This is a genomic window from Candidatus Poribacteria bacterium (assembly GCA_026706025.1).
Lineage (GTDB): Bacteria > Poribacteria > WGA-4E > WGA-4E > WGA-3G > WGA-3G.
The window spans coordinates 1-11,635 of the sequence record JAPOZO010000051.1 but is presented as its reverse complement, the minus strand read 5'-3'; the positions used below and the strand labels follow the sequence as shown (position 1 = coordinate 11,635).

The 11,635-nt window shown below is 49.6% G+C and carries 11 protein-coding genes; all 11 read left to right on the top strand.

Annotated elements, in window-relative coordinates; translation table 11 throughout:
- Positions 1–181 precede the first annotated feature (181 nt).
- The 11 genes from OXH00_10920 to OXH00_10870 all read left to right on the top strand — a co-directional run bounded on the left by OXH00_10920 (position 182) and on the right by OXH00_10870 (position 11,399).
- Positions 182–1,243, top strand: coding sequence for a Gfo/Idh/MocA family oxidoreductase (locus OXH00_10920; protein ID MCY3741523.1), 1,062 nt, complete (start codon positions 182–184; stop codon positions 1,241–1,243).
- Positions 1,244–1,305: 62 nt separating this feature from the next.
- Positions 1,306–2,094, top strand: a complete 789-nt coding sequence (locus tag OXH00_10915) for a phytanoyl-CoA dioxygenase family protein (GenBank protein ID MCY3741522.1) — start codon at positions 1,306–1,308, stop codon at positions 2,092–2,094.
- 153 nt (positions 2,095–2,247) lie between these two features.
- Positions 2,248–3,195, top strand: a complete 948-nt coding sequence (locus OXH00_10910) for a Gfo/Idh/MocA family oxidoreductase (protein ID MCY3741521.1) — start codon at positions 2,248–2,250, stop codon at positions 3,193–3,195.
- Positions 3,196–3,229: 34 nt separating this feature from the next.
- The gene (locus OXH00_10905) at positions 3,230–4,054 is read left to right on the top strand and encodes a phytanoyl-CoA dioxygenase family protein (GenBank protein ID MCY3741520.1); all 825 of its coding nucleotides are present in this window, start codon (positions 3,230–3,232) and stop codon (positions 4,052–4,054) included.
- Between the two features lie 3 nt (positions 4,055–4,057).
- A complete protein-coding gene (locus OXH00_10900) occupies positions 4,058–4,801 on the top strand; it encodes a phytanoyl-CoA dioxygenase family protein (protein ID MCY3741519.1) in 744 nt (247 codons plus the stop codon).
- 46 nt (positions 4,802–4,847) lie between these two features.
- Entirely contained in the window at positions 4,848–6,302 is a 1,455-nt protein-coding gene (locus OXH00_10895) for a sulfatase (protein MCY3741518.1), read from the top strand.
- 149 nt (positions 6,303–6,451) lie between these two features.
- Complete coding sequence (locus OXH00_10890) at positions 6,452–6,682, top strand: hypothetical protein (GenBank protein ID MCY3741517.1); 231 nt, start codon at positions 6,452–6,454, stop codon at positions 6,680–6,682.
- A gap of 71 nt (positions 6,683–6,753) precedes the next feature.
- Positions 6,754–7,803, top strand: coding sequence for a Gfo/Idh/MocA family oxidoreductase (locus OXH00_10885; protein MCY3741516.1), 1,050 nt, complete (start codon positions 6,754–6,756; stop codon positions 7,801–7,803).
- A gap of 97 nt (positions 7,804–7,900) precedes the next feature.
- Positions 7,901–8,887 (top strand): AAA family ATPase, encoded by a 987-nt coding sequence (locus OXH00_10880; protein MCY3741515.1) that lies wholly within the window; start codon positions 7,901–7,903, stop codon positions 8,885–8,887.
- A 140-nt stretch (positions 8,888–9,027) separates the two neighbouring features.
- Positions 9,028–10,155, top strand: a complete 1,128-nt coding sequence (locus OXH00_10875; GenBank protein MCY3741514.1) for a Fic family protein — start codon at positions 9,028–9,030, stop codon at positions 10,153–10,155.
- Positions 10,156–10,685: 530 nt separating this feature from the next.
- Complete coding sequence (locus tag OXH00_10870; protein MCY3741513.1) at positions 10,686–11,399, top strand: hypothetical protein; 714 nt, start codon at positions 10,686–10,688, stop codon at positions 11,397–11,399.
- Positions 11,400–11,635: the final 236 nt, after the last annotated feature.

Here is an 11,635-nt window from a genome sequence, read left to right as displayed (position 1 = left end):
GCACATGCTCTAAAGATCATAGAAAATTTCTAATAACGAAAACTGAATGGCTCTGCAATCCTTAACAGTCAGCCGTTAGAAAATACCCGTGTTTTCACATTTGGATGGCGCTGCAGCTTCCCACTTTTTTCTTGACACACTTTTGCCACCTTGCTAACATACAAAATCAGGAGATATGAAAATGAGGGACACCAAATATCGGGTAGCCATTATCGGTTGTGGACGGATGGGGCAGAACTATGCAGAGGCGTATGCCACCTATCCTGATACAGAGATTGTCGCGATCGTCGATGCGAATGCAGAACGGCGAGACGTTCTTGGTGCGCGCTTCGGCGTTGCCGCGCTCTATCAAGATGTAGCCGATTTATTGCGGGCTGTTGTGCCAGACATCGCAGTTGTTGTCACGCCTACCCAATACATGAAAGATGCTGTGATTGCATGCGCTGAAGCCGGAGTCAAAGGGATCTCTACAGAAAAACCGATCGCGGCGTGTCTCGCAGATGCCGATGCAATGGTCGATGCGTGTGTCGAACGCGGCGTCGTATTTGCCGGAGGTAATCTACAACGCGCAATGAACGAAGTCCAAGAAGCCGCATCTCGACTCCACAACGGAGAATTTGGGGACATCAGAGGGGCGAGTGTTCACGGGTTTGGTGGCGAGATTTCGGGGGGTGGTTGTCAACATATCTCGGTCTTAAGGCTTTTCACGAACGCTGAAGTCGAGGAAGTCACTGCGTGGGGAACACCGCCTGAAGCGTTAAGCGCAGAAACCGATGAAGGTTTAATCATCAATGGGTGTTTCCGACTCACAAACGGACTGGCATGCAGTGTCTTCGGGACACCCACACCGTGCCGCGGTGTCGATGTCTGGACAGATGAATGCCTCATCCGTTGGGATTGGAACCCCCCAGAGATTTTCAAAGGTTATGACCAACACGGCAATCGTATCCGATTTGAGCCAAATTACAGTCCATACCCGTGGTGTGAATTCAGTTATCTGACAGGCTCCATCCGCTCCTTTCTATCCGCTGTTGACGGCAATGGAGACCCGTGGATTACGGGTGCAGATCTCCGACAGGCATTGGAGGTAGCAATCGCTGCAAAACTCTCCGCAACCCGAAACAGTGTGCCCGTTAAATTACCGTTGGCAGACAGATATCTCTCACTCTACCCACGTCCCTACCGCTGGCTCGGCGGTGACGCAACCGGCAGACCTCAAAGTCTCGAAGAAGCCAAGTCGTAGGTGCACATCGTGTGCAGAAAGTAGTAGGCACGCGCCGCGTGCCGTAACAGGAGGAACTAACGATGAACGAAGATCAGAAATATCTATTCGATTTGACCGGATTCCTCATCGTCGAAAATGCTTTGACACCTGAAGAAGTCGCACAATGCAACGCCGCGATTGACCATCACATCGAGGCACTCAGAGAACGCGAGAACTCGTTGGCAGGCGGCTCACCCGCGCTCATCGGTACAGCAAACCGGATGGACATGGGGGGGATGCTCTCATGGGAGAAACCGTGGTGTGAACCGTTTCGCAACCTGCTCGTGCATCCCAACGTTAAACCCTACCTCGAAGAGGTATTGGGTAAAAAATACCGACTCGACCACGGTCCCGGTTTAATCGCTATGGAAAAAGGGACGGAAGGTGGGACGCTGCACGGTGGTGGGATTGAGCGTCCTAATTTCTCCGAAGCCTACTTCTTCAAATACGGAAGAATCTATACAGGTTTGACTGTCATCGAATACATGCTTGCTGATGAAGGTCCCGGTGATGGTGGTTTAGCGATCATCCCTGGTAGTCATAAGGCAAATCTGCCGTGTCCGAGTAGCATGAAGCGGTACGAGGAATATCAGCATCTGGTGCTTGAGGTCAACGCCAAGGCTGGCGATGCGGTGATTTTTACTGAAACCTTGACGCACGGCACGCTTCCGTGGAAAGGTGACCACCAACGCCGCGCGCTACTCTACAAGTTCAGTCCTGGATTCCAGGCTTACAGTGCAGGCGCGCACCAGATCACATATCCTGATTACATTGAGGACATGTCCCCCGAACAACGAGAAGTCATGGAGGCACCTCATATCCGGCATTAATTAGAAAGGTTTTCAGTCTTCGGTCTTCGGTCTTCGGTTAGCGCGTGTAGCGGTTGCGTGTTGCTTGAATTCCACAAGTATCTCTTTAACTGATAACTGATAACCGAAAGCCTGCGTAGCAGGCGAACCGAGAACTATCAGAAGGAGAAACCCGTGTCAAATCTACGCGTTGCTGTCATCGGCTGCGGCGGCAGAGGCCGCGGCCACATGAAAATCCTCACAGAATTTGACGACACCGACCTCGTCGCTGTCTGCGACCCTATTGAAGCCGCACGAAACGATGCCGCGGATCAGTTCAACGTCTCGAATCGCTACGAGAGCATCGAGGCATTACTGGATGGTGAAACCTTAAACGCTATCTTTGTCGCTACACCTGCACACCTCAATGGTGAGGCAGCTCTTCCGTGCTTTGAACGTGGTGTTGACACGCTTTTAGAGAAACCACCCGGTATGAGCGTCGCAGAGACCGTCGCGCTACGCAGTGCTGCAGAACGGACAGGTGCCAAAGGGATGGTAGGTTGGAACCGTCGTTTCCACCCGATCATTCTTGAAGCGAAACGGCAAGTCACCGCACGCGGTCCCGTCACACAAATCGTCGGGGAATTCCATAAGAGCATCACCCGATTGGCACAATCCGGCAAATTTCCCGAACATCTGATGGACAATATGTTTCTGGAGACTCCGATCCACGCGCTTGATGCGATCCGCGCCATCGCTGAAGCCGATGTTCAAGAGGTGCATAGCGTCGTGCAGCGGACAATTTCTGATTACAAAGACGTTCATGCCGCGCTCATCCTGTTTGACAACGGCTGCGTCGCACAACACATCGCCAACTACACGACAAATGCACGTCTCGAACGCTACGAGATTCACGGTAGAGACATTTCCGCTTATCTCGAAGGCGTCTCCCACGGTACGGTTTTCTCTGACGGGACGCAACATAAACTGACCGAAGCAGGCACTGGTGGTACCGTTGAACAGAACAGGTATTTCTTAGATTGCGTCAAATCCGATACACCCGTTTCGTTGCCCGCCGCGAATCTTGACGAGGCTGTTAAAACCATGCAACTCGCTGAAGATATTCTAAACGGACTGCGCTGATTAATCTAACCGAACCGCAAGGAAAATTAAAAATATGCCAACACTTGATGAACGCTTTGAAGCCTATAAAACCGATGGCTTTGCAATCTTTGAGAAGGTCTTTGACGAACCACAGATGCAAAGTTGGCGAGAGAAACACGCAGAACTTTCCGCAGCCAATGACGGACAGACATGGTTCGGAAATACCCTCGAATTGGCACCCGACCTGATGTGGCCCGCTGTCTCACACCCAACACTCCTTGAATTTATAGAAAAGGTGATGGGGCCCTTCGTGCAATTAGACAACCTCACGCTCGCCGCGTTCCCACCCATGGAAAAAGAAAAAGCGGAAGGTAGGGTCTCCGGCTGGCATCGCGACCGGTGGGCACATGTCCCCTTCACCGACGCATATCACCGTCCGAATGCCATCAACGCTATCTCGTATCTGCAAGACTTGACAGATAAATTCGGACCGCTCCGCGTCATTGTCGGTTCGCACCGGAAACCAATTGTTATGGAAGACTCACAACGTGGAGTCCCGCATCCCGATGAAACACTGATCCACATGGGAGCGGGTGATGTTGTTATCACACACAACGGACTCATCCACTCCGGTACGCCGAATACTGCCGATACGCTACGCTATTTCTTCAGCATCTACTATAACCTAACATGGCTGAAACACACTGACCACCATACGGGCCCGCATACCCAAAAATTGTTGGAAACGGCAAGAGCCGAGAATAACCACCAACACATGCGGCTCCTCGGTGTCGATGAGCAACTTCAACCGCGATGTAACTCCGGCTTCCTCCGCTCGGACGAAGAACGCTGGGAAGAGTGGACAACTGCCGACCGCGAGGCAATCAAGGAGGGGTAACCGATGGCAAATCCTGTAGTACCATCAACACTCAACGTTGACTTGGATTATGAATTGCAACAAGAGGTCAACTTTTTCCTCAACTGGGGCTACCTCGTCGTTGACAATGCCGCGACACCCGAACAGATTGCGTCGCTACGCGCGGCACTCGATGAAAGCTACGAACGCAAGAATAAAAGTCAATTCATTGGTGAGTTACTTGAAGAGGACGATCGGTTTGCATTCCTGTTAGACAATCCACCCGTCCTCAAACGGATGGAAGCGATATTAGGCACCTGTGTACAACTCCACAGTGCAACGGCACGCATCACCGAACCCGGAACACCAGACCAACATTGGCACCGTGACGGTCCCTGGCCCATCGCACCGAACGGAACGCCTTATGGGAGTCTGCCAGCACAGATTAATTGTGGCTATTACCTCGATGAAGTAACTGACGACAACGGTCCCACGGTTATCCAACCCGGTAGCCATAGAGCCCCCTTCCGTCCACCACCGACGCCTGTCGAATTGCCTGATGAGAAACGGGTACTCGTTTCCCCCGGACAAGCGGTTATGTTCGACGGATGGACCTGGCATCGGGGTGCCGCCAACAATTCCTCAGAACGCCGACGCGTCTGTCTGATGTGCTACCAAAACGCGTGGATGAAATCTCGCGAACCCTTTGACGGACCGCGTGTCACAAAACTCCGAGAAGAGGGCACACCACAGCAGCAACTCTTACTCGGCGCGATTCCAAAATGGTAAAGTAGTAGGCACGCTCCGCCGTGCCGTAACCAACGGAAAATCATATATGAATCTTGCTTACATCGTTATTGATACACTTCGCTACGACTACATCGGGGCAAACGGTAATGACTGGATAGAAACACCGAATATTGATCGGTTCGCATCTAAAGCCTGGGCTTATGACCGTGCCTTCTGTGCCAGCTTCCCAACTATCCCCTACCGCACCGATGTCATCACCGGACAATACGGCGCGCCCTTCCACGCGTGGAAACCGCTCCGCCATGAACGTCAAACGCTACCGTGGACGCTCGCACAAAATGGCTACGCAACGCAACTCATCCACGATACACCGCACCTCGTCAACGGTGGGCATAATTTTGATTGGCCCTTCCACGCATGGACATTCGTCCGCGGTGCAGAGGTCGATCGAGACTGGATTATGGATACCGACCCCTGGCCCGATAACTGGACTCGCCAGTCACTCTTCGATTGTATTGACGACAAAGCCGCCAAATCAGGGATGCTCCGCAGCTACGCCCGCGCAAACAGAAACCGCAAGAAACCGGAAGATTGGAACTGCGCAAAACTTTTCAATACCGCCGCACAATTCCTTCAAGACAATGCCAAGCGAGACAATTTCTTTCTCTGGATAGACTGCTTCGACCCGCACGAACCTTGGGACTCACCCCCTGAGTTCATGAAAAAATACGACCAGCGACCCGGCTATGACGGGCGCGTTGATCCACGGAGCCTCGGTGCACGCGGCAATGCGGAACTCTCAGACGAAGCGAAACAACACATTAAAGACCAATACGCCGCCAAAACGACATGGATGGATCACTGCTTCGGACAGTTCCTTGATGCCCTCGAATCCACTGGACTCGACAAAAACACCGCCGTCATCTTTACCGCTGACCACGGCACAAATGTCGGTGAAAGAGGTAGGTTTGGCAAAGGCCAACCCGTCCGCCAACAGGAAGCACACGTCCCGCTCTTTATCCGTCTCCCCGAAGGCAATACAGGACGGAGCAACGTCATCGTTCAACCGCAGGATTTCTTCCCGACGATCCTCAATATCTTGGGAGAGGCACGCCCTGATGGACTTGAGGGACACGACATCTTAACGCCTGCGCGTGAAGGTAAATCCGGTGAAAGGCAACTTGCCCTCTCAGGTGGAAGTATTGAACGGTGGCAGCAAGCATCGCAGAACGAGAATGCTATCCTCTTCACCGCATTCGACCAAGCGTGGAGTTTAGAGGTCGCCGCGAAACCTGAAAATTCAAAACTCGTCGGGCTTGGTGATTTGGAATACGTCCAAGACCAACACCCAGACATCGTTGCGAAACTCCATGCTGCCGCTGTTGATGAAATTGAACGCCGCGGCACAGATCCTGCCTTGATGGCATGGCTCCGAAGCGGTGGTGAAGCCACATTCCCCGCCGAAGCTAATTACTGGGACGGCTTCCCCGGTCCCGAAGGTTACCGTCCTTATTTCGGCAAACTCTATACCGGCGAGTAATTGTTCCTTCTAATTACGGTAGGTGCGGTTAGAAAACCGCACCCCAAACAACTCCCCATGAACTTGACAAGAACTTCTGGTTTTGATAACATATTAACATTGAACAAGACATGCAACCCAAGAAAATAACCCTTTTAAGGAGTTCTGTGATGAAGAATGCCAAACTGCAAAAGCAAGCTATGATGTTAATCGAGCGACTCCCAAAGAAAAAACTCAAAGCGGCTATAGATTATATGACTTATCTCTATGATAAGGAAGCATGGGATGCGACACATGAACTGACAAGTAACGCGGAAATCGTGAAAAGCTTAGAACGTGCAGAAGCCGATATAAGAGCCGGCAGACTCAAAAACTGGGACGATGTTAAACGTGATGTTTGAAATATAATTCATCCGAAATACTGAACTTGCTCTCAGCCCCATTGGGGCGTTATGTTTATAGGAGATAAACCATGCCACGTACATACAAAGCCTGTCTCATCGGATGCGGACGGATGGGCGCAACCATCGACGATGAAGTCGCAGGACGACCGGATAGCTTTATATGGCAACCCTTCTCACACGCCGCTGCAGCAGTCGCATGTGAGCGAACTGACCTCGTTGCTGTCTCCGATGTCTTCGAGGAGAAAGCCGAAGCCATCAGAAAACGCTATGGCGCCGAACGCGCCTATACAGATTACCAAGAGATGATCGAAAAAGAGAAACCCGACATCGTCTGTATCGCTACGCGTCCGGGTCCGCATGCCGACATCACCGTCTTTGCCGCCGAGAACAACGTCAAAGGCATCTACTGCGAGAAACCGCTCTGCTGCTCTATGGAAGAAGCCGACATCATGGTAGACATCGTTGAAAAGCACGGTGTTAAATTCAACTACGGCACGCAGCGTCGCTATATGCCGATCTATCGCCAAGTACGTGAACTCGTCGAAGCAGGCGAAATTGGGAATGTTCTCTGCACCATCGCGCAGTACGGAGCCGGTTCAGCACTCTGGGGCTTAACACATGCCGCCGATATGCTCCTCTTCCTCGCGGGCGACCCAGAGGTCGATTTCGTGCAAGGCGCGATTATATGCAACGATTCAGATTGGGATGGCAACCGTCTTAATGTCGATCCGGGTATTGCTTGCGGTTACATCCGTTTTTCCAACGGGGTTCACGGCTACAACACCGCAGGCACCGGACCCGAATACGAGGTCTGCGGCACGAGTGGCAAGATCCGTGTGCAAAACAACAGCAGGGAAATCCAATTCCGAAAGAAGGATGGAACCTTCTTTGAAGAGGTGCCGTTCCCAGAGACATCCCGTGCGACAGGCACTGTGATGGGCATCACAGACATCGCCGAAGCAATTGATGAAGACCGAGAAACTAAGGGACCCGTTCATCTTGCGCGCCGTAGTCAAGAGACGCTCATGGGGTTCATCGAATCGCATCGACTCGGCGGTAAACACATCTCGCTCCCGATGGAAAACCGATCTCTCTACGTCACCAGAGATAATTGGTAATCGGTGCGCACACTTCGTTCGCTTTCAGTTATCGGTTATCAGTTAAGGAAAACCTCCTGTAACTGACAACTGATAACTGACAACTATTCATCCAAACATGAACTTAGAAACCCAAATCCAGCAATTCCGTGAAACCTTTTACAACGTCAAAGCCGAAGTCCAAAAGCGCATCGTCGGTCAAGACGCGATTATTGAAGGTGTACTTTTCTGCCTACTCGCCAACGGACACGCGCTCCTTGAAGGAATCCCCGGCTTAGGCAAGACGCAATTGATTCATACCCTCAGCGAAGCACTCGATCTCGCCTACAAGCGTATCCAATTCACGCCGGACATGATGCCATCGGACATCACAGGCACAACGCTTCTCGTAGAAGACGAACACGGCGGAAGGCAGCTTGAATTCCAACAGGGGCCCATCTTCGCGCAACTGATCCTCGCAGATGAAATCAACCGCGCCACACCCCGCACCCAATCCGCGCTCCTTGAGGCAATGCAGGAACGCACCGTCACCGTCGGACGCACCAGCCATAAGTTAGAAGAACCGTTCTGTGTTTTAGCAACACAAAATCCATTGGAGATGGAAGGCACCTATCCGCTCCCAGAGGCACAACTCGATCGGTTCCTGTTCAAACTTCTCATAGACTTCCCGAACGAAGACGAGATCGTCGAAATCTTGCGCCGTACCACATCCGGCACTGACATCACGATCGGCAAGGCTACAGATGCCGAAACACTCAACGCGATGCGCCGACTTGTCCCGCAAGTCCCCATCGCCGAGCATGTTGAACGCCACATCATCCGACTCGTCCGTGCGACACACCCAGATTCAGAGGACGCACCAGAGATCGTCAAACGCTACGTCCATCTCGGTGCCGGTATCCGAAGCATCCAAGCCATCGCACTCACCGCCAAAATCAACGCCCTGCTCGATGAACGCTACAACGTTGCCTTTTCGGATATTGATGCCGTGTTGCTCCCCGCACTCCGTCACCGCATCCTGTTGAACTTTGAAGGACAAGGTGAAGGCATTGAACCTGATACCGTTGTCACCGAAGTCCGGGATACGATAACATCAACGCCATAAAAAGTTTCGCATCTCTTTTCTCACCGTTCTCTGAGGTATTGACTGCACACTACTAATAATACAGTATTTTCTATTGTCAAAAATAACAAAAAGTGATAATATAAAATTTATGATTACCAAAAACAGGTAAAAATGAGAATATGAAAAACTTTATAGCAGGCACATACAGACAGCAACGAGAATATAGAAGTTTCACGCCTTCCTTTGTAAATTGCCCTTTTGTCTGGGAAAATCCACAGATAGACCTTTTGATCGAGCGTGCAGCAAAACTTTTGGGTGAACTCAACGCCTATGCTGAACTTCGCCCAGATGTCATTTTCTCCATTCCAATGGGTGTCGCGAAAGAAGCGATAGACTCTAATCTGATTGAAGGCACAAAAACTGAGATTGATGAGGTCGTTCTGCCACAAACAGAGATTCCACCAACCAGACAGGCTGATTTGCAGGAGGTCCACAATTATATTGCAGCGGTGAATTTCGCGATAGCCAAACTGTCTGAACTTCCACTTTGTATACGGCTCCTAAAAGAGGCACATAAGATATTGCTCTCTGGTGTTCGTGGAGAAAACAAAGCCCCTGGAGAAATTCGTAAGAGCCAAAACTGGATCGGCGGTTCATCGCCTTCCGATGCATTTTTTGTACCGCCTTCAGCGGAGGAGGTTCCGGATCTTTTAAGCGACTTGGAAAAATTCTGGCACAACCAATCACTACAGATTCCAGAACTGATTAAAATTGCGATTACACACTATCAGTTTGAAACCATCCATCCTTTTCTGGACGGCAATGGAAGGTGCGGAAGACTATTAATCGTTTTGCAGCTCATCAACGCACAGATACTGAGTAAACCTTTCCTGTACATGTCCACGTTTTTTGAGAAGCACAGAGACTCATACTATGATTCACTTTCTATGGTCCGCAAATCAAATGATTTAGAGCAGTGGATTACATTTTTCTTAAACGGAATAGTTGAAACCGTCCAAGATGGGATTAAGAGATTCAAAGGGATTCTCGAACTTCAGCGAGAATATGACATCCACATATTAACTCTCGGCTCTCGAGCGAAAAACGCGCAAAAACTGTTGCGTTTTATGTACGCTACACCGATTGTTAATGTGAGATCAGTGGAAAAAGAACTCGGCATCAGTTTTTCAAGCGCGAATCGTCTGCTAAAATCGTTGACAGAACTCGGTGTACTGAAGGAGACTACAGACCACTCCCGCAACCGTCTCTTCGTATTAGAGAAATACTTAAACCTCTTTAGAAGTTAACGAATCCCACACAAAAATGAATATTTCAAATACTTCTTGAAGCCCGCCTCGACCCAAACCCAGTAGGTTCGGTTTTGCGGCGTACACGCCCTAATGCGATCTGCATTCCTAACCGAACCGGATTCCTTGGGTATTTCTGCGAATTTCCTCAGTATCTCTGGAAAATAAAAAATAAATTTGCATTCCCATGTTATATATAGTATTATATATAATATAAACTCAAATTAAGTTAAAATTCATAAATGATAAACCTAACCATTTTTCTAACTGCTGATCACTAAACCAAATGTTACACTTTCCGCCAAATTATTTTTTTTTTGCAATTGAAAGGCAACAACAAAATTGCCCCTAAACCCTTACAACGACTAAGTTTACGCCGATAACCCATTCATCCCAAATGTTACACTGGTGTAACATTTTAAGGGCTTACGCACTTTCTCTTAAAGTCTCCTGATAAGGCGGATTTAGGGGGTTAAAAATACCGAAATTGTTGCTTTTTACGTAAGTCCCAATTTTAAAGGAGTTCGCTCATGAAACTCAAAGAGAAGCACAAACAATTTGTCGTCAAATCCTTCGCATCTTTTATGAAACTAACCGACATCGTTGACGCATTCATTGAAGAATTTGAAGACGAACTGCCACCCCTCGGAATTCCAGAGATACCCACCATTGATCAAATCATGGCTGAACCCCTCGACGACAGCGAGCTCCGCAGCAGATCCGAATTTATCGCGATGTACGTCAGGAAAAATCTGAAGGCTTTCGATGAAAAATACGGCAAGGAAACAGACGAGAAACTCAATGAGAGTGCTCTCGCGGCATTCAATGAACGACGTGCAGACAAATACATCAAAAATTACCAGATATACTTTAACCAAGAACGTGCGGCGCATGAAAAACAGCACCGCCAAGATCTATTCAATCAATTCCGACGCTTAGACATCAACCACCGCCAATTTCCTGAGAAATACCGCGACCTCTTTAACCAAACCCGAGACGAGTACTGCGCGAATTACCGCGTCCCAGACCTCATCAGCCCCGAAAACCTCACACGAGAATTAGAAACTCTCTACGGCTACCAGAAGCAACGCCTCTTCCAAGCAGAAGACTCCGAAGAAGCCACGAAACACGTCGCATTAGCACACCAAATCCTAAAAACCCTTGTCGCCTGCAACGCCCTCAACGCAGAGCAAGACATAGTAAACATCACACCCCAAGACCCAAAAGCACTGGAGGAGAAATAGATGTGCCTAATGAAGATTAAGCATTTAAGCCGTTAAATGGGATGAAGAATACAGAGCCATTTAGCTTCACATATTCCCTTCATATATGCGTATACCTTCCTTTGTAGGAGCGAGCTGTGCTCGCGATATTGCGAAAAAACGTTAATGTCCGTAAACGGAAACCAAAGTCGAATCCGAAAACTATGGTGTATCCTATAATTAAGTATACACTTGAATAATGTCATGCAGTGTCATTT

Excerpts from the sequence above, each read along its gene's own strand:
- OXH00_10885 (MCY3741516.1), top strand. The coding sequence starts at position 6,754 with ATGCCACGTACATACAAAGCCTGTCTCATCGGATGCGGACGGATGGGC.
- OXH00_10915 (MCY3741522.1), top strand. The coding sequence starts at position 1,306 with ATGAACGAAGATCAGAAATATCTATTCGATTTGACCGGATTCCTCATC.
- OXH00_10880 (MCY3741515.1), top strand. The coding sequence starts at position 7,901 with ATGAACTTAGAAACCCAAATCCAGCAATTCCGTGAAACCTTTTACAAC.
- OXH00_10905 (MCY3741520.1), top strand. The coding sequence starts at position 3,230 with ATGCCAACACTTGATGAACGCTTTGAAGCCTATAAAACCGATGGCTTT.
- OXH00_10870 (MCY3741513.1), top strand. The coding sequence starts at position 10,686 with ATGAAACTCAAAGAGAAGCACAAACAATTTGTCGTCAAATCCTTCGCA.
- OXH00_10895 (MCY3741518.1), top strand. The coding sequence starts at position 4,848 with ATGAATCTTGCTTACATCGTTATTGATACACTTCGCTACGACTACATC.
- OXH00_10890 (MCY3741517.1), top strand. The coding sequence starts at position 6,452 with ATGAAGAATGCCAAACTGCAAAAGCAAGCTATGATGTTAATCGAGCGA.
- OXH00_10920 (MCY3741523.1), top strand. The coding sequence starts at position 182 with ATGAGGGACACCAAATATCGGGTAGCCATTATCGGTTGTGGACGGATG.
- OXH00_10875 (MCY3741514.1), top strand. The coding sequence starts at position 9,028 with ATGAAAAACTTTATAGCAGGCACATACAGACAGCAACGAGAATATAGA.
- OXH00_10900 (MCY3741519.1), top strand. The coding sequence starts at position 4,058 with ATGGCAAATCCTGTAGTACCATCAACACTCAACGTTGACTTGGATTAT.